The following is a 16,843-nucleotide window of genomic DNA, read 5'->3' as shown; positions in this document are numbered from 1 at the left end:
CTTGAGACAAATATTCTATTAAGTCAAAAGTGCCATTATAATCAATCCGTCATGTACCCACTTCAGCGAATTCTTGTTTGCCTAGACTTGTCACCCATCGATCAGACTCTGATGGAGTATACAGCCCATCTTAGCAAAGCGCTTCCCAACGCAAAAGTCTACTTTATCCATGTCTCAAAAAAGCTGGAGATTCCTGAAGAGATCAAGAAAATGTTCCCGAACATCACCGGGCCGGCGGATGAGGCACTCGAAAAAGGAATCAATGACGAGGCCTCCAAGTATTTTGTGAATAAATGTGACACGCCTTATGAGGCAGTGGTGAAAGATGGCAACGAGACTGAACAAATTTTGAAATGGTCACAGGTGAAGGAAATAGATCTGATTGTGATGGGACTCAAAAAATCTTTAAAAGGCTCCGGCACCAATGCAGCAAAAATCACTGCCATTTGCCATGCTTCCGTGTTGTTTGTGCCTGAAAACGCTTCTTTCAAACTAGATAAGGTGATGGTACCTGTCGATTTTTCCAAAAACTCTGCCATGGCAGTTGATGTGGCCATGGCCTTAAAAAAATTGGGAAATGTGGAGGTTCTTCTTCAAAATGTCTACAAAGTTCCCGTTGGCTATCACTACACTGGCAAGGAGTACGTTGATTTTGCCATCATTATGAAGCACAATGCCGAAAAGCAGATGAAGACTTTTTTAAATGCGTGCCAAATCAATGAAGACGATGTGATACAAGTTTTTAATCTTGATGAAGATGACAAGCCAGCTGATGTGATTTTTACGGAGGCCAAAGTGCAAGCCGCCGACATGATTATCCTCGGTTCGAAGGGGAGAACCATGGTTGCTGCCTTGCTTATGGGAAGTGTGGCTGTTGAGCTCTTACGGGCCAATAAAGAGATTCCTTATATGATCGTAAAAGACAAAAAGGCAAACATGGGATTCATGCAAGCCTTCAAGAACCTTTAATTGAGTGCCTTTGCCTCAATTTGATAGTTAACAGTGTCCTTCATCAATATTTTTTGAAAGCCTTTGATGCGGTAGCTTTCCAAAGTGGACACGCCGTTTTGGGCAGCAAAGGTGGCAAATAGCTCACGACTGTTTTGGTACAATGCGTTTTCCTCTTCGAATCGGCCTGAAAAAGCTACCACATTGCCCTGACTATCATAATCAAGCTTCATCCACTGCACACCAGATTCAACCTCTGGCTTCTTTTTGTATAGAACGCTGCTGCCATCAGATGAATTGGTCTTTTCCTCACTGAACGCCCCGACCAGCACTGCTTTGTTAATGTCCATATTAATGAACATTGATAGCTCCTTGGTCCATTCAAGGCTATCAAACTTTAGCGTCTTCGTCTCAATGAGGCTGTCAATAGAGGCAGATTTTTCAAACGAAACGTTTTCGATAAGCTTAGCCTGCGACAGAAACAACTCAGCCACATCAAAGTAAGCCGAAATTTTTTTCGCTGAAGAGCTGCTTTCGCAGCCACTCAGCGCCAGGCCCAATATCAATGAGCCGATAACAATATTCCTCATATAAGTTCTTCGCCAGTCATTTCTTCTGGCTTTGGAATGCCAATCATCTTAAGAATCGTTGGCGCCAAATCTCCGAGTTTTCCATCCTTAATCGGGCCACGATAGTCGTTGTCTACGAGAATACATGGCACAGGGTTGGTGGTGTGGGCTGTGTTGGGTGACCCGTCTTCATTGATCATCATGTCGGAGTTGCCGTGGTCGGCAATGATAAAAGTGCTGTAGCCATTTTCCAATGCAACAGTTACGACAGCCTCAGCACAACGATCAACAGTTTCCACCGCCTTCACTGCCGCTTCAAACACTCCGGTGTGGCCTACCATGTCGGGGTTGGCGAAGTTGAGGCAAACAAAGTCAGTTTCTTGTTTCTTTAGCTCCGGGATAATGGCGTCACGAATGTCCTCCGCACTCATCTCGGGTTTCAAATCGTACGTAGCCACTTTAGGCGACGGGCAAAGAAGCCTTTTCTCTCCATCAAACGGCTCTTCCCTTCCACCGGAAAAGAAAAACGTAACGTGAGGGTATTTCTCTGTTTCTGCTATTCTGATTTGCTTCTTGCCGTGGGCAGCCAGTACCTCGCCAAGGGTATTGACCAGGTTGTCCTTATCGAACAACACTTTCACGTCTTTGAAGGTGTCGTCGTAGTTGGTCATGGTCACATAGTACAGCGACAATTTCTTCATGCCGTGCTCTGGAAAGTCTTTTTGGGTGAGCACTTCGGTAATCTCCCTTCCTCTGTCGGTACGGAAATTGAAGCACAAAACCACATCTCCTTCTTCTATAACAGCCAGCGGTTTCCCAGCGGCGTCCGTATGTATAATCGGCTTGATAAATTCGTCAGTAACATTTTCATCGTATGAGGCTTGCATTTCTTTCAGCACATCGCCAGTTTTTTTGCCCTCACCGTTCACCATAGCATCGTAGGCTAGCTTCACCCGCTCCCAACGCTTGTCTCTGTCCATGGCAAAGTAGCGCCCAGTGATGCTTGCAATGGCCCCGGCAGTTTTGCTCATATGCGACTGAAGGTCTTTCAGGAAGCCAAGCCCCGACTTTGGATCACAATCACGGCCGTCAGTGAAGGCGTGCACAAATACTTTTTCCAGCCCCTTTTCATGGGCCAGAGAGCATAGCCCCTTTAAATGCATAATGTGTGAATGAACACCGCCATCGGAAACTAACCCAATGAAGTGCACCTTCTTATTGTTCTTCTTTGCATAATCCAGTGCTTTGACCAGCTCCTCGTTATCGCCAAGTGTATTTTCTTCGACCGCCTTGTTGAGCTTTACCAAATCCTGATACACTACTCTTCCGGCTCCGAGGTTCATATGCCCTACTTCACTATTCCCCATTTGTCCGTCGGGTAACCCGACAAAAAGACCTGAAGCCTGAAGCTTGCTGTGTGGATATTTTTTATAGAGCGAATCTACAAAAGGGGTGTTGGCTGCGTCAACAGCAGACACTTTCGGGTTGGAGGCAATTCCCCAGCCATCCAAAATCATCAGAATTACTTTCTTATTCATAGGGGCAAATATACGGTTGTCCTTTTTTCTTTTGTAACTGCTGCCTGATTATGTTAGTTTCATTCTGTCAAATTCTTAGTCTCTATTTTTCAAACTGCTCAATAATGGCGCAATTTTTGTTGCTTACAACTGTTGAATTCAGAATCATGAAACGGTTTACAATATTATTTCTTTTTACTGCTACCATGGCCTTTGGCCAAACACAAACGGAGGTAGTAGGCAATGTGAAAGCGGCTATAAAAGCTGGCTCTTCCAAAGAGCTTGTGCGCTATTTTAACGAAACTGTCTCGCTGAATGTAGACGGCGAAAAGTCGAATTACAGTAAAACACAGGCCGAAATAATTATGAAGGATTTCTTCAAAGAGAACCCTCCTTCTTCATTTGACTATATACACCAGGGAAATTCGAAAGAAGGTTTGCTCTACACCATTGGTCAGCTTTCACACCCCAACGGAACGTACAGGGTATATATGCTGCTGAAATCGTTCAATGGCAAGTATCTGGTGGATACGCTTGACCTGACTAAGGAATAGTCTCCAAATTACCAAACTGCATTCTTGAAGTTCTCTCCAATAAGCGAGTCCTTGGTTACCAGGACACAATTTTCTAATTGCGCCTGACTTACAATCATTCTATCGAATGGATCTCCTGTCCAGGAATGTTCCATCGCTTTATTCACAAGCACATGTAGCGGGCTGTCCCGATTAGTTAGGGCTATCTCTATTTCCAAACTCTTCAGAACAACATCTGGGGCTACTTTTATCTTCCCTATTTCGAATAGATATTTCAGCTCAAGTCTTAGAAATGAAGAATAGTATAGTTTGGATTCTTCTATGACTGAGATTGCTCTCGGCGAAATTTTATTAATTTCTCCCCCATACAACCAGATAACGACATGTGTGTCTAAATAGGCTTCTTGTTCCATTCGCTACTCCAGTCTATATGAACAAGCTCCTCAGCGTCTCCCACAATCACATCACGTTTTTTCAAGTTAGCCAACTTAGAAGCTTGATTTTCCACTACAATTTTGAGGGTTTTTCCCTTTCTTTTTATTTCCAGGGGCTCGCCAGTTTCAGCCACTTGATCAAGTAACTTGTAAATGTTCTGCCTTAGTTTTGAAGTTGTTATACCCATAGTTGATGATACGTACGATAAATGTAAATAGTTCGTACGTAAAACAAAAAAGCCAGTACTGCAACTGGCCTTTTTTTCGATCAATGGTTGATATTTTCAGCTCCCTAACTTTTCTTCCTTCTTGTCGTTATTCGGCGCCACGTAGGGCACACCTTTCTCCTCCAGCATATTGTTGTAGGCCGGAACATCATCGCTCAAAATCTGCATGATCTCCGTTTTCCTTGTATTCCATATTTCTTTCAAGTCGTTATAGCGTTCCTTCTCGCCATCGGTAAGCGGGGGCGAATTCCCGTCAATGGTTTGTAAAAGGTCGTACAGCTGGCTGTCGAGCATGCTGCGGAAGTTGACCACGTCCTGAAATGTTTCCTGCTTCGGTTGGATCAGTTTTTCTTCAGTCGCTCCCACTTTCTTTATAATGGCCTTGCTCTTGTCATTGATCGATTTGTATTCGTCCGAATCGCCCAGCCTTTCATCCATGGCTTTCAGTTGTTTGCGAACTTGCTGCAGGTCTTTCAGAGACTGATATATATCTTCGATGTCAAGCTCTATTCTCTCAAGTACCTGCTGTTTTTCTCTGTGCTGTGCCAGCGTAGCGGCGTCCCTCGGGTCAGGAAGTATGTTGAGTGCCTGCTCCATTGTTTTGTCGCCAAAGGTCAGCGTTATTGTATAAGTGCCTGGGCCAACCATGTAGCTCGACATGCCCCCGCCACCAAAGCTTGGTACAAATACGCCTTCGGCTGTCTCAATATTCTCACCTCGCAAGTCCCACTTCAGCACATTCATGCCGGCTTTTTTTGGAAGTTGCTCAGCTTTCTTTTTAGAAGCGCTGTTGAAAGTTCTCAAAACCTTACCTTCAGCATCAGCTATTTCAAGTTTTAACAATGTGGAGTCTTTTTCCCCCATTTCCTTCAAATGATATCGGATAAGGGCCCCTTTATAAGCGCTCTTGCCAACGGTCACATTTGGCAAATCGAAAGCATTACCGCTTTTAACAACTTCCCGTGGCTTGTACAAATAGGCATCAGTTGTTGCTACCTGTGGGGTCAGCTCTTGCAAAGAGGTGATATCATCAAGGATCCAGAATGCCCTTCCTGATGTAGCCGCCAGCAGGTCGTTGTGGTGAATCTTCAGGTCAGTTACCGGCGTCATCGGGAAATTAAGCTTGAATTGGCTCCACTGCTGCCCACCATCAAAGCTGATGTAAAGTCCTCTTTCGGTGCCGGCAAAAAGCAACCCCTTGCGGTTAGGGTCTTCTCTTACGACTCTCACAAATGCCTTTGCGCCAATACCTTTTGTAAGCATTTGCCAGCTTTGACCGTAATCTGTCGTTTTGTATAAATAAGGAGTGAAGTCCCCAAATTTATATTTCGTAAACGCCACATAGGCAGTGCCTGGTGTATGAGGAGATACTTCAATAGAATTAATCATGCCCTCGCCGGCCTCTTTGGGGCTCACGTTCGTCCAGGTTTTCCCTGCATCTCTGGTAATATGCAATAAGCCGTCATCTGCTCCTGCCCAAAGAACCTTTGCGTCATGAGGAGACTCGGCCAGGTAATAAATAGTATGATAGATTTCGCCACCAGCCGCTTCGTTGGTAATTGGGCCGCCCATGAGCCCGAGCTTTGTGGAGTCGTTTCTGGTTAGGTCACCACTCATTTCTTCCCAGGTCAATCCCCGGTTGGTGGAGCGGAGTACTTTATTTCCTGCGTGATAAATTGTGCTGGGGTTGTGCTGAGAAACAATGATTGGTGCATTCCAGTTGAACCGGTATTTGACTTCGTCGGACGGTTCGCCCAGCCCGCTTTCCGGATAGGCTTTAATGCCCTTCGTTTTTTTAGTGACGAGATTATACTCATCGATGATGCCCTGATAACAGCCTGCATACATGAGCAATGGGTTGTTGGGATCAAATGCCACATAGGCACTTTCGCAGCCACCTACGCCTGCAATCCAATCCTGCCATTCGATGACAGGCCCATTGGTACTGCTGGGAATGGCTACTGATGAGTTGTCCTGCTGGCCGCCATACACCCAGTAGGGGAATCGATTGTCGGCATTGATTCTGTAAAACTGTGCAGTGGGTTGGTTCTCAATCGTACTCCAGGTTTTGCCAGTATTAAAGGAAATAGCAGCGCCGCCATCGCCGCCGTACACCATGTTGGCTGGTCGATCAGGATTGATCCAGATTGAGTGGGTATCGCCATGTGGCACAGGCAAGCTGACAAAAGATTTTCCGCCGTCGATGCTTCTGAGCAGGGGGGCGTTCATCACATAAACAACGTCTGCATTTGCCGGATCGGCCTGAATATGCATATAGTACCAAGAACGAGCCCGCAGCACCCTCTCCTTGTTCATGTTTTTCCAGGTTTTACCGGCATCATCCGAACGGTACAAGCCTCCTTCGTCCGATTCGATAATCGCATACACTCTTTCGGGGTCGGCTGGCGAAACTGACACGCCAATCTTGCCCATCACCACTTTTGGCAATCCCTCTGAGAGCCTTTCCCAGGTTTCGCCGCCATTAACGCTTTTGAATATACCACTTCCTTTGCCACCGCTTCTCGAATACCATGGCAGCCGCTGATGATCCCACATGGCTGCGTAAAGAATCCTGGGGTTGGACTGATCCATTCTCAAGTCACTCACTCCGGTGAATTCGTTGACAAAATGTACGACCTTGAAGCTTTTGCCACCATCGGTGCTTTTGTAAACGCCCCGGTTGTCGCTTGGGCCATACGGATTACCCTGAACGCCCACGTAGATTAAATCTGGGTTGGTGGGATGAATAACAATTTTAGAAATGTGCATGGAGTTCTCCAGCCCAATATGGCTCCAGGTTTTGCCAGCGTCGGTCGATTTGTAAAGACCGTCGCCGCTGGAAGTCATCACCCCACGAATAGGTGCCTCGCCCGTGCCAACGTAGATAACATTTGGATCGGATGCGGCTACGGAAATTGCCCCAATTGTTCCGGTGTTGAAAAAGCCATCGGTGATGTTTTTCCAGCTAATGCCAGCATCAGTTGTTTTCCATACTCCGCCACCAACCGTGCCCATGTAGTAGGTTTGGTCGTCGCCCAGCACACCGGCCACTGCTGTGGATCTGCCTCCTCGTGTCGGCCCAATGTTTCTCCACTCAAGTCCGGCATAAAGCTTTTCATCCAGCGCTACTTGTTCTGTTTTTTCTTTAGCTCCTTTTTTCTGCGCAAAAAGCATGGTGGGGATTAGTGCCAGAAGAATCAATAGATTTCTCTTCATCATGTTAAGGTTGGTTATATCTCTAAGTAAATAGGTCTTTTGAGGTAGTATTTTCTTCCAATGTCTTAATTTCGAGCCTAAAGCCCAACACCACTCATAGAACTGGCCGGGAATTTTAGTCTTTGAATACAAAAATAAGAAGCGATGGAAACTGTTGTTAAAGATTTAATGGAGCTTTTCGAAAGAGATTTAGATAGGCTACAGACAGAGCTCGAATTGACGCCTGACGCTATTTTGTGGGAAACCGCAGGGCAAATCAATAATTCGCCAGGCAATCTTTTTCTCCACCTTGCAGGCAACCTGCAACACTTTATTGGCGCTGTTATCGGCAAAACATCTTTCATAAGGGACAGGGAGGGAGAGTTTGGAAAAAAGGGACTCCCCAAAAGCGAACTGGCGAGTGAGCTACAGGCAACAAGAAAGGCTGTGCTTGAAACGCTGGCCAAAATGACGTCAGAGCAACTGCACAGCAACTACCCTATTGAGGTTTTCGGCAAGCCAATGACGACGCAAAATTTCCTCATTCATCTTAGTGGACACCTTAACTACCATTACGGACAGATCAATTACTTCCGCAGAATAGTGGCCAGCTAATATGAAGCGCCTCTTAAAAGTACTGGCCTGGATTGTCGGCGTTGTTTTAGTACTGGCGTTAAGCCTGCTGACGACGATTGACAGGACTCCCTATCAGGAAATGCCCTACTATGAGGCCATGCATGCCAGGATGGACTCCCTGGCAGCCGCCTACCAAAATTCAGTTGGCGATACGCTGCAAGTTGGCTGGGCGGAAGCTTCTCTGGTTTATCCTGAGTCCATTCCATTGGCTGGCTACGGAAAAAGAAAAGGAGCCCATTTTGAGGGCGTTCATGATTCTGTTGGTGTGAAGACGATGGTGTTTTCCAACGGAAAAGCAAAGGCAGCAATCGTAAGCTTCGATCTCCTTATCACACCTCCCGAGGTGGTTATCAGGTTAAAAAATCTGCTTCCGTCATTAGGATACTCTATCCAAAACACTTTTCTCACTGCTGTCCACTCGCATTGCAGCATTGGGGCCTGGAGCCCCGGATTGACAGGAACGTTGTTTGCAGGCACTTACCAACCGGAAGTAGCTGATTTTATTGCTGAAGCGGTGATTCAAAGCATAAAGGATGCGGAAGGAAACAGAGAAAGGGCCAAAATCGGGTTTGCGACATTCGATGCCGGGGAGCTTATTTACAATCGTCTTGTAAAAGAAAAAGGAACGATCGATCCGTGGTTCAGGGTGATGAAGGTGGTGAAAGACTCCGGCAAAAGTGCCTTGTTTACCACGTTTGCGGCACATGCCACCACGCTACCCTCCAGCTTCCTGGCCTTGTCGGCCGACTACCCGGCTGCATTGCGAAAAACCTTTGTCGCCGACTCTCTGGCAGACTTCGTGATATACGGTGCGGGTGCTGTGGGCAGTCAAGGGCCTAATAGCCCAAAAGGAATTGACGGCTGGGAAAAAGCGGAATATATTTCCGGGCATCTGGCGACACAATTTGCTCAAATCAGCTTTCTAATACAGGCGGAATACGTTACGTCGATTTCGAGCGGATACCTTCCATTGGAATTGCGCCAGCCGAGCTTCAAGGTGTCGGAGAACATCAGCGCCCGGCCCTGGGTGTTTTACTGGCTGTTTGGCGACTATGACTCGGGTGTTAGTTATTTGAAGATTGGGGACAACCTTTTGGTTGGCACACCCTGCGACTTTTCGGGAGAGTTGATGGCACCACTAGACAGCATGGCCCGAGCCCAGGGGCAGAACCTGATGGTCACCAGCTTTAATGGAGGCTACGTGGGCTATGTTACAAAAGACGAATGGTATGATTTGAACAAGTACGAAACCAGGACAATGAACTGGTTTGGGCCTTACAATGGTGCTTATTTTTCGGAAGTTATTGGTGATATAATCGACACCGCTAAATGAAAAACATTTATACCTTATTAATAACACTATTTTTTTGTGGCAGCGTAGTTGCCCAAACAGACAGCCTCGACATCATGATCGGCCAAATGATCATGATCGGACTGGAGGAAAGGCAATCGATTAAAGAGGGTGATGGACTCCTAAAAGCCATTGAAGATGGCAAAGTGGGTGGGGTGATCTATTTTGAGAAAAACCTGACCAAAACCAATACTGCTGAGAATCTCCGGCAGCTTAACAACACACTGAAATATGCGTCAGCTATTCCTTTGTGGATTGCCATTGACGAGGAGGGTGGAAGGGTAAACAGGCTGAAGCCTAAATATGGATTTGTCACAACAAAGTCGGCGCAGGAGTTGGGCAGGCAGGGCATTGCCGACAGCACATATGCCCAGGCCAAGCGTATGGCGGTCCAGCTTCGTGAATTGGGCTTCAACCTCAACTTTGCGCCTTCAGTGGATGTGGCTGTGAACCCGGACAACCCTGTCATCGTGAAACTAGGCAGGTCATTTAGCAGCAATGCCGACTCGGTGGCGCTGTATGCTGCGGCTTTCATCAAGGCGCATCAGGAGGAAGGCATTGTCACGTCCATCAAGCACTTTCCCGGCCACGGCAGCTCCAGCAAGGACACCCACAGCAGCATGGCCGACGTGAGCAATAGCTGGCAGTTTGACGAGATCAGACCTTTTAAGCTGCTTATTGATGAAGGCCGCCTGGACGCTGTAATGTCGGCGCATATTGTGAATGCACACCTCGATCCCGACTCCCTGCCAGCCACCCTATCAAAAAAGATTATTCAAAACATCCTAAGGGACTTCATCGGGTTTAACGGCGTTGTTTTCTCCGACGATATGCAAATGCATGCCATCAGCAAACACTATGGCATGGACAAGGCCATTGAGTTGGCCATCAACGCAGGAGTAGACATGCTGCTGATTTGCAATAATGTGGGCCAAACAGAAAGGTATTCGGCGAACCAAATCCATCAGATCATCCGAAGCAAGGTGGAAAATGGAGAAATCCCAAAGGAAAGAATCAAGCAATCTTATGACAGAATAGTGAAGCTGAAGAGGGCCAGAGGATATTAAATATTTTCCTTCGACCTGTACAGCACCTTTCTTGCATTCGACTTTCTCAGTTCCTGTTGTATATCGGCGATCAACCCCATTTTCACTGCTTCATCAGCTTTCAGCACAATGATCATCTGGTCTTTGTATGGCTCCGGTAAGGTCGCCTTTTCCTGGTTGACCCACTGTACCAACTCGTTGATCTTCAAATAGTGGCTTCCATCAGAAATCAAAGGCTCCGTGCCTAGTCGGGTATTGGCTGGCAAGCCCACCTGAAGCTCCCTGATGAGGGTCTTCATTTCAGCCTTATTGATATGCTTCGCCTTGGGCACTTCGTACTTCACGAGCTTTTCGTCTGTTCTGATAACAGCAGTTACCATAAAAAAGAACAGCAGTAAAAAGACGATGTCAGGAAGCGACGCCGTAGAAATCTCGGCATTCACAATGGTTTTTCGTTTAAAGGATTTCATGGTGCTATTTGTTTGGTTCAGCAATGGATATGTTCATGGGAATTCCCTCTTTTCCCCTCTCGTACAAAGCCAGCTGTCTGGAATCGTCCAGGTCGAGGTGTCTATACTGATCGCCAGACAATCCTACCCTTTCGCCATAGATATCGTAATAAGCACCTTTTACTTCATCGAGTACCGCAATAAAAGCGGCGTAGTCGGTACCACGGTTTGACTTTAGCGATACAATGGCCTTTTTGGGGGACTCGGCCAGGTCGCTTGCTTCGGTGGGGTTCAAAATGAACATTCTCAGCTCTTCCCTGAGCCCGACAAGGTCTTGCTTGGGTTCGTCCTGAATCAGGAATTCGTTTTTGGAGTTGATGCTTATTTTGAAGAGGTTTCTATCATTCACAGGCATCACAGGCTGTTTCTCCTGATCTGGCGGTAAGGTGATCATGAGTCCCTTCTCCTGAAGGATGGTGGTGGAGACAAGAAAGAATATGAGAAGCAGAAAGGCTATGTCCGCCATTGAGCCTGTATTGACTGGCTCCTGGTTTACTTTTCGGGTGATTTTCATGGCTTTTTACCTGTATAATCAGGAGGAAGCCCAAAAGTCACAGTTTGATTTGGCCTTTTTTACACCAGGTTGTTGGCATAGGCAAACTTGATCAGGCCAACAAGAGAGTTAGTCTTAGTTTTGCGAAAGATATTTTTGCGGTGAGTTTCCACTGTGCGTTCACTGATGAACAGTTCTTCAGCAATGTCCTTATTCGTGTATTCTTTCGCAATCAGCTTCAGTATTTCCCTTTCCCGTTCGGTGAGCAGTTTTCCTTCATCGGGGTTTTGCAAATTTTGAATCAACAGCGTATTGATTTCATTGCTCAGGTAGGTTCTGCCAGCTCTAATTTGATCGAGAGCCGCAATAAGCTCCTTTTGTGAGTCCTTCTTTAGCAAGTAACCCTTAATGCCCTCCTTTAGAATTTCCTTTACCAGATGTGCTTCATCGTGCATACTCATAATGAGGATTTTCACCTCTGGTTTTATGCGTTGCATCACTTTTACCAGCCCCAGGCCGTCCATGCCTGGAAGGCTGTAGTCCGATATCAGGATGTCAACGGCTTGCCTCTGCAGGTACTTCAATGCGTCCTCGGCTGTGGAGGCCGTGCTTACCACTTCGTACTCCTCGGTATTGTTGAGCAACGATCTCACACCATCCATAAGGATGGCATGGTCGTCGACCAGAAAAACCTTCACTTTCTCCATTTTCTTAGTTCCGCTAAACTTCCGGATGAATTTAGAGGAAATATTGCTGAAAGGCTTCATGTCTGAAAATTAGTCAGGCAATCAATTTTTCAACATCCCCCCGGCAGGTGATTTTGCTCTACGTACCAGCCCTTACTAAAACAGCGCATAGGTAAGTAATGTTTCCACTTTATCAGCGTCTGTTTTCGACTGATGTCCCTTTAGAATAGCGGGAACGTTCACCGTCAGCATCGTGCCTTTTCGGCCTGGGGCTGTGTCCAGGTCAATTGTGCCTTTCATCAGATTAGTGCGTGACTGTAAGTTTTTCCATCCGTTTCCCTGGCCCATTTTTAATATTTTTTCATCGAAGCCCATGCCATCGTCTTCTATGGTAAGCGTTATTTCAGCCTCGTCACGTGTGATTTGGATAAAAATGTTTCTAGCATCGGAATACTTGAGGATGTTGTTGGTCCACTCCTGCACGATCCGGTACAGGGATATCTCCTGAATATCGGCTAGCCGGCTATCCAGATCGAAGAAATGACTTTCTGCACGGAGCTTTCCGGTGTGATTGATTCGTGCCACCAACTCATTGACCCCAACGGGCAGTCCGTGTTGAATCAGCGCCTTTGGCATTAAGTTAAAGCATACGTTTTTCAACTCACCATACATGTCGTTGAGCACCGACACCGATTGGTCAAACATTCGCTGTCGGTCGGCTGAGGCAGAAAGCGGCGCTGCCGATAGCGAATCGACGTTCATTTTTAATACCGAAATAAGCTGGCCAAAACTGTCGTGTAAGTCCTCGGAAAAGCGCTTTCTTTCACCTTCCACTGAGCTAATCACAGCCCTGAGCAATTCTTCTTGCTTAGCCAATTTTTCCTCATCCAGCTTCCTCTGGTAGTTAAGTTTGATCCTTGCCCTGACAAGCAAGCCAAGGATGATCAGAAACACAAGAGCCCCTCCCAAGGCTACCTGAGCAACTCGACTTTTTTGAATCTCCAGGTCTTTTTCTACCAGCGACAACCGCTGTAGCTCGAGCTCCCGGTCTTTCTTTTCCGTTTCATATTTCGCTTCAAGCTCCAATGTTGCCTTCGTCTTTTCTTCTTCAAAGGCTTTGTCTCGTAGGCCTATGTACTGTTGTTGATAGGTAAATGCCTTCTGGTAGTTACCCAACCGCTGCTCACACTTTGTAATTATTACCAGGGCTTGCATCAGCACGTCATTAGCTTTGGTAGAAGAGGCCAGCTGATATGCCTCCGTGGCGTGAGCCAATGCCTTTGAGTACTCTCCCGCCGCCAGCTCGTTGCCTGCAAGGTTCTTTAGTGTGAAGGACACTTCAGCAGTGTTGTTATTTTCTTTATGCAATGTTAGTGCCTGCATGTAATAGTCACGGGCAACCGAAAGCTCTTTCAGACTATCGTAAGCAATCGCCAGGTTGCCTAGTGGGTAGGCCATGAGCCGACTGTACCCGAGGCTTTCATAGCCCTGAAGTGATTTTTTAGCTGCCTCAATCGCTTGATTGTAGTTTCCAAGAATAATAAGAATGGAGGCGATGTTTCCCTGCACGACTGACGAGCCGAACACTGATTGTTCGCTTTGATAAATTTCGAGGGCTCGCTCGTAGTATGTGAGCACTTTTGTGTAGTCCTTTTGTTTTTTGTACACAATGCCGATGTTCCCCAGCACCATGGCCTGGGAGAAAAGGTCGTTGACGGCTTCGTACATCCTTAGGGCCTGAAAGTAGTTGGTCAGCGCCATTTCATCTTTGCCTAGCTGGTCATGCACCATGGCAATGTTGTTGAGCGATGCGGCAATGTCGGTAGTATCGCCAAGTGCCTGCTTAATGGCCAGGGACTTATTGAAAAAAAGCAGCGCACTGTCGAAGTTGCTCGTGGCTTCATAAGCGGCACCAACCGATTGAAGTGACAAAGCTTTCCCTTCCAGGTAATTGGCTTCTTCCGACAACGTTAGAGCGGACTTGGCAAGCCCCATCGCTTTTATGGTGTTTGCTTGCCGGTAGTGCCAGGAAATTGCGTTGAGCGTGGATATTTTATCGTTGCCCGTTTGTTGTGGTAAAACTTTCTCCAGGCTGTCAAGCTCAGCATTTTGCGCCAATAAGGCCGCCCCTCCCGAAAGCGAGAAAACAAAAAACAATAATACCCTTAGGCTCATACTAACTGTTGGCTGTAAATCCCCTAAAGGTATACGAGCAAAAGGGAATAACAAATGCCCCGTATGGGGTATATGCTACCTCTGTTGCCTAGGTTTAAAAGCTATCATAGCAGGTGCTTATCAATCAGCCTTTTAGCTCAAACTCCCGAATTGTTTTTTCGATAATGTCGCAACAATCGTGAAGCTGTTCTTCGGTCATTACCAATGGGGGGGCAAACCGAATAATGTTGCCATGGGTCGGCTTGGCCAAAAGGCCATTGTCTTTAAGAGCCACGCAAATATCCCAGGCTGTGCTACTGTCTTCTGTATCGTTGATAAGAATGGCGTTGAGCAGGCCCTTACCCCTTACCATTTTCACAAGCTTCGTTGTCGCTATGAATTTGCCCATTCTTTCACGAAAGATTACCCCCAGTTGGCGGGCATTCTGTGCCAGTTTCTCGTCTTTCACAACATCGAGCGCCGCCATGGCCACCTTGCATGCCAGTGGGTTGCCACCGAAGGTAGAACCATGCGTGCCGGGGGTGAGCACATCCATGATGCGGTCATCGGCAAGAACGGCAGACACCGGATAAGCACCACCCGACATGGCTTTGCCAAGGATAAGAATATCAGGCTTTGTATAAGTCGCAGGCTGCCGCTCGCAATTGCCTTCACACGAGCAGTTGCCGCAAACTGCCAGCAAACTGCCAGTACGGGCGATGCCCGTTTGAATTTCGTCGGCAATGAATAGAACGTTGCTGGCTTTGCACAAAGTAGCGGCTTCCCTTATATAGGTGTCGGCTGGTGTGTAAACTCCTGCTTCGCCCTGGATGGGCTCCACAAGAAAGCCCGCCACATTCGGATCCTTCAAAGCTTCTTTTAAAGCTTCAATGTCATTGTAGGGTATCTTTACAAAACCGGGCGTAAGCGGCCCAAAGTTTCTTCTGGCCCCCTCATCGCTGGAAAAAGACACGATTGTAGTGGTGCGACCATGGAAGTTTTGCTCGCACACAATGATTTTTGCCTGATCGGCAGCAATGCCCTTCTTCTCATAACCCCACTTTCGGCATACTTTAATCGCTGTTTCCACTCCTTCAGCGCCGGTATTCATCGGCAGCACTTTTTCGAAACCAAAATATTCAGTGGCATATTTTTGAAAGGCACCAAGGGCATCGCTGTAGAAGGCCCTTGAGGTTAGCGTCAAAGTCTCGGCCTGTTCTTTTAAAGCGCCAATGATTTTTGGATGGCAGTGCCCCTGATTGACAGCTGAGTAGGCAGAAAGAAAATCGTAGTACTTCTTCCCTTCAATGTCCCACACAAAGACTCCCTCTCCCCTCGAAAGCACAACTGGTAGCGGATGGTAGTTATGCGCTCCATACTTGTTTTCCAGCTCCATCGCTTCTTTGCTACTCATTGTCTTGATCATATCTTTGACTTTAGGATTGAACAATTGCCTGTTGGGCAGGGTTTCAAAGGTAAATAAAAGCCCCTAGACCGAAAAAGGCGATGGAGAAAGAATCAGCAAAGAAGGTTGAGTACGGGTTGAAGACCGAAGATTACTACCACACCAAAGAGGGATTCCTTGTCTTTACAAAGGAATACCACCTGAAAAGAGGCTATTGTTGCAAGAGCGGGTGCAGGCACTGCCCTTACAACTACAAAAGAAAAGATGCATAATTATTCACCCCCGTTTGTTGGTAATCAAATTTTTCCGATATTTGCAGACCCATTTCAAAAATACACTTATAAGACAATGGCGAGAGTTTGTCAGATAACCGGAAAAAGCACACGTGTGGGAAACAATGTTTCTCATGCAAACAATAAAACGAAGCGCAAGTTTTACCCAAACCTGCACACAAAGCGTTTTTTTATCCCTGAAGAAAATCTTTGGATCACACTGAAGGTGTCATCAACTGCTTTAAGAACCATCAACAAGAATGGTATCAGCGCTGTTTTGAAAAAGGCGAGAGCTAAGGGCAACGTAGTATTTTAAGCTAGAAGAATAGAATAGTCATGGCTAAGAACAAAAATAGAGTTCAGGTAATACTAGAGTGCACAGAGCACAAGACGACTGGTCTTCCAGGTACGTCACGTCACATTACCACAAAAAACAGGAAAAATACTCCTGAAAGACTTGAGATGAAGAAGTATAACCCCATACTTCGTAAGTATACTGTCCACAAAGAAATTAAATAATCATGGCAAAGAAAGTAGTTGCAACCCTGAAGAAAGAAGGTGGCAAAACCTATGCGAAAGTGATCAAGGCTGTAAGGTCTGAGAAAACTGGTGCATATACTTTCCGTGAGGAAATGGTTCCTGCTGACCTCGTAAAAGATACACTAGCGAAATAAGCTAGTTAACAGTACTTATTGACAAGAAAGTCCCTTCATGGGACTTTTTTTGTTATCAAGAGATGGAGACCAGCTCCTGGCACCGCCATTATTTTTTCAATAATAACCAAACGGAGAATCATTTTCCGATGGTTTAAGTTTGTAATTTGTATTTTCCGTTGGCTAAAGGAGATACTCATTGTGCAACTCCACAG

Annotated in this window: 19 protein-coding genes; 9 read left to right on the top strand and 10 right to left on the bottom strand. The window is 46.4% G+C overall.

What is annotated here, in order from left to right:
- Positions 1–51 precede the first annotated feature (51 nt).
- Positions 52–969: a universal stress protein gene (locus RT717_RS25980; RefSeq protein WP_317489244.1), complete on the top strand. Its 918-nt coding sequence runs from the start codon at positions 52–54 to the stop codon at positions 967–969.
- Here RT717_RS25980 and RT717_RS25975 read toward each other — a convergent pair.
- Together RT717_RS25975 and gpmI are read right to left on the bottom strand one after the other, a co-directional pair.
- Positions 966–1,538: a hypothetical protein gene (locus tag RT717_RS25975; RefSeq protein WP_317489243.1), complete on the bottom strand. Its 573-nt coding sequence runs from the start codon at positions 1,536–1,538 to the stop codon at positions 966–968. The two genes, RT717_RS25980 and RT717_RS25975, sit on opposite strands and share 4 nt — an antisense overlap.
- Entirely contained in the window at positions 1,535–3,055 is a 1,521-nt protein-coding gene (gene gpmI, locus RT717_RS25970; RefSeq protein WP_317489242.1) for a 2,3-bisphosphoglycerate-independent phosphoglycerate mutase, read from the bottom strand. The genes RT717_RS25975 and gpmI overlap by 4 nt, the downstream gene beginning before the upstream one ends.
- A gap of 104 nt (positions 3,056–3,159) precedes the next feature.
- Here gpmI and RT717_RS25965 point away from each other — a divergent pair, with 104 nt between their 5' ends.
- A complete protein-coding gene (locus RT717_RS25965) occupies positions 3,160–3,588 on the top strand; it encodes a DUF4783 domain-containing protein (protein WP_317489241.1) in 429 nt (142 codons plus the stop codon).
- 8 nt (positions 3,589–3,596) lie between these two features.
- Here the strand turns inward: RT717_RS25965 and RT717_RS25960 are convergent, their stop codons facing one another.
- The 3 genes from RT717_RS25960 to RT717_RS25950 all read right to left on the bottom strand — a co-directional run bounded on the left by RT717_RS25960 (position 3,597) and on the right by RT717_RS25950 (position 7,447).
- The gene (locus RT717_RS25960; protein WP_317489240.1) at positions 3,597–3,980 is read right to left on the bottom strand and encodes a type II toxin-antitoxin system VapC family toxin; all 384 of its coding nucleotides are present in this window, start codon (positions 3,978–3,980) and stop codon (positions 3,597–3,599) included.
- Positions 3,959–4,189 (bottom strand): type II toxin-antitoxin system Phd/YefM family antitoxin, encoded by a 231-nt coding sequence (locus RT717_RS25955; protein ID WP_317489239.1) that lies wholly within the window; start codon positions 4,187–4,189, stop codon positions 3,959–3,961. The genes RT717_RS25960 and RT717_RS25955 overlap by 22 nt, the downstream gene beginning before the upstream one ends.
- Before the next feature lie 96 nt (positions 4,190–4,285).
- On the bottom strand, positions 4,286–7,447 hold the full coding sequence (locus tag RT717_RS25950; protein ID WP_317489238.1) for a VPS10 domain-containing protein: 3,162 nt from the start codon (positions 7,445–7,447) through the stop codon (positions 4,286–4,288).
- 141 nt (positions 7,448–7,588) lie between these two features.
- On the opposite strand from RT717_RS25950, the gene RT717_RS25945 reads away from it, so the two are divergent.
- Genes RT717_RS25945 through RT717_RS25935 form a run of 3 tightly spaced genes read left to right on the top strand, consistent with a single transcriptional unit; the run spans position 7,589 to position 10,477 of the window.
- Complete coding sequence (locus RT717_RS25945) at positions 7,589–8,038, top strand: DinB family protein (RefSeq protein WP_317489237.1); 450 nt, start codon at positions 7,589–7,591, stop codon at positions 8,036–8,038.
- A gap of 1 nt (position 8,039) precedes the next feature.
- The gene (locus RT717_RS25940; RefSeq protein WP_317489236.1) at positions 8,040–9,392 is read left to right on the top strand and encodes a neutral/alkaline non-lysosomal ceramidase N-terminal domain-containing protein; all 1,353 of its coding nucleotides are present in this window, start codon (positions 8,040–8,042) and stop codon (positions 9,390–9,392) included.
- Positions 9,389–10,477 (top strand): glycoside hydrolase family 3 protein, encoded by a 1,089-nt coding sequence (locus tag RT717_RS25935; protein WP_317489235.1) that lies wholly within the window; start codon positions 9,389–9,391, stop codon positions 10,475–10,477. Before RT717_RS25940 ends, RT717_RS25935 begins: the two co-directional genes overlap by 4 nt.
- Here the strand turns inward: RT717_RS25935 and RT717_RS25930 are convergent.
- The 5 genes from RT717_RS25930 to rocD form a co-directional block, all read right to left on the bottom strand.
- The gene (locus RT717_RS25930) at positions 10,474–10,926 is read right to left on the bottom strand and encodes an ExbD/TolR family protein (RefSeq protein WP_317489234.1); all 453 of its coding nucleotides are present in this window, start codon (positions 10,924–10,926) and stop codon (positions 10,474–10,476) included. The genes RT717_RS25935 and RT717_RS25930 overlap by 4 nt on opposite strands.
- Before the next feature lie 4 nt (positions 10,927–10,930).
- Positions 10,931–11,479 (bottom strand): ExbD/TolR family protein, encoded by a 549-nt coding sequence (locus RT717_RS25925; protein ID WP_317489233.1) that lies wholly within the window; start codon positions 11,477–11,479, stop codon positions 10,931–10,933.
- A gap of 59 nt (positions 11,480–11,538) precedes the next feature.
- Positions 11,539–12,225, bottom strand: a complete 687-nt coding sequence (locus RT717_RS25920; protein WP_317489232.1) for a response regulator transcription factor — start codon at positions 12,223–12,225, stop codon at positions 11,539–11,541.
- Positions 12,226–12,300: 75 nt separating this feature from the next.
- Positions 12,301–14,319 carry an ATP-binding protein gene (locus RT717_RS25915; RefSeq protein WP_317489231.1) on the bottom strand — a complete coding sequence of 673 codons (2,019 nt, stop codon included), beginning with the start codon at positions 14,317–14,319 and terminating at the stop codon, positions 12,301–12,303.
- Between the two features lie 124 nt (positions 14,320–14,443).
- Entirely contained in the window at positions 14,444–15,724 is a 1,281-nt protein-coding gene (gene rocD, locus RT717_RS25910; protein WP_317489230.1) for an ornithine--oxo-acid transaminase, read from the bottom strand.
- Between the two features lie 80 nt (positions 15,725–15,804).
- Between rocD and RT717_RS25905 the strand changes: the two genes are divergently transcribed.
- From RT717_RS25905 to RT717_RS25890, 4 genes are all read left to right on the top strand, one after another.
- A complete protein-coding gene (locus RT717_RS25905; protein ID WP_317489229.1) occupies positions 15,805–15,975 on the top strand; it encodes a DUF5522 domain-containing protein in 171 nt (56 codons plus the stop codon).
- Positions 15,976–16,051: 76 nt separating this feature from the next.
- Positions 16,052–16,291, top strand: coding sequence for a 50S ribosomal protein L28 (gene rpmB, locus RT717_RS25900; RefSeq protein ID WP_151997710.1), 240 nt, complete (start codon positions 16,052–16,054; stop codon positions 16,289–16,291).
- A gap of 20 nt (positions 16,292–16,311) precedes the next feature.
- Complete coding sequence (gene rpmG, locus RT717_RS25895; protein WP_151997711.1) at positions 16,312–16,494, top strand: 50S ribosomal protein L33; 183 nt, start codon at positions 16,312–16,314, stop codon at positions 16,492–16,494.
- 2 nt (positions 16,495–16,496) lie between these two features.
- A complete protein-coding gene (locus tag RT717_RS25890) occupies positions 16,497–16,649 on the top strand; it encodes a DUF4295 domain-containing protein (protein ID WP_151997712.1) in 153 nt (50 codons plus the stop codon).
- The last annotated feature ends 194 nt before the right edge of the window (positions 16,650–16,843 follow it).

This window comes from Imperialibacter roseus (assembly GCF_032999765.1).
GTDB classification, from domain to species: domain Bacteria; phylum Bacteroidota; class Bacteroidia; order Cytophagales; family Cyclobacteriaceae; genus Imperialibacter; species Imperialibacter roseus.
The sequence above is the reverse complement of the archived record's forward strand: the minus strand, read 5'-3'. Positions and strand labels throughout refer to the sequence as shown.

Coding starts and splice junctions, on each gene's coding strand:
- gpmI (WP_317489242.1), bottom strand. CDS start 3,055: ATGAATAAGAAAGTAATTCTGATGATTTTGGATGGCTGGGGAATTGCC.
- RT717_RS25920 (WP_317489232.1), bottom strand. CDS start 12,225: ATGAAGCCTTTCAGCAATATTTCCTCTAAATTCATCCGGAAGTTTAGC.
- RT717_RS25940 (WP_317489236.1), top strand. CDS start 8,040: ATGAAGCGCCTCTTAAAAGTACTGGCCTGGATTGTCGGCGTTGTTTTA.
- RT717_RS25935 (WP_317489235.1), top strand. CDS start 9,389: ATGAAAAACATTTATACCTTATTAATAACACTATTTTTTTGTGGCAGC.
- RT717_RS25925 (WP_317489233.1), bottom strand. CDS start 11,479: ATGAAAATCACCCGAAAAGTAAACCAGGAGCCAGTCAATACAGGCTCA.
- RT717_RS25945 (WP_317489237.1), top strand. CDS start 7,589: ATGGAAACTGTTGTTAAAGATTTAATGGAGCTTTTCGAAAGAGATTTA.
- RT717_RS25915 (WP_317489231.1), bottom strand. CDS start 14,319: ATGAGCCTAAGGGTATTATTGTTTTTTGTTTTCTCGCTTTCGGGAGGG.
- RT717_RS25930 (WP_317489234.1), bottom strand. CDS start 10,926: ATGAAATCCTTTAAACGAAAAACCATTGTGAATGCCGAGATTTCTACG.
- RT717_RS25905 (WP_317489229.1), top strand. CDS start 15,805: ATGGAGAAAGAATCAGCAAAGAAGGTTGAGTACGGGTTGAAGACCGAA.
- rocD (WP_317489230.1), bottom strand. CDS start 15,724: ATGATCAAGACAATGAGTAGCAAAGAAGCGATGGAGCTGGAAAACAAG.
- RT717_RS25980 (WP_317489244.1), top strand. CDS start 52: ATGTACCCACTTCAGCGAATTCTTGTTTGCCTAGACTTGTCACCCATC.
- RT717_RS25960 (WP_317489240.1), bottom strand. CDS start 3,980: ATGGAACAAGAAGCCTATTTAGACACACATGTCGTTATCTGGTTGTAT.
- RT717_RS25965 (WP_317489241.1), top strand. CDS start 3,160: ATGGCGCAATTTTTGTTGCTTACAACTGTTGAATTCAGAATCATGAAA.
- RT717_RS25975 (WP_317489243.1), bottom strand. CDS start 1,538: ATGAGGAATATTGTTATCGGCTCATTGATATTGGGCCTGGCGCTGAGT.
- RT717_RS25890 (WP_151997712.1), top strand. CDS start 16,497: ATGGCAAAGAAAGTAGTTGCAACCCTGAAGAAAGAAGGTGGCAAAACC.
- rpmG (WP_151997711.1), top strand. CDS start 16,312: ATGGCTAAGAACAAAAATAGAGTTCAGGTAATACTAGAGTGCACAGAG.
- RT717_RS25950 (WP_317489238.1), bottom strand. CDS start 7,447: ATGATGAAGAGAAATCTATTGATTCTTCTGGCACTAATCCCCACCATG.
- rpmB (WP_151997710.1), top strand. CDS start 16,052: ATGGCGAGAGTTTGTCAGATAACCGGAAAAAGCACACGTGTGGGAAAC.
- RT717_RS25955 (WP_317489239.1), bottom strand. CDS start 4,189: ATGGGTATAACAACTTCAAAACTAAGGCAGAACATTTACAAGTTACTT.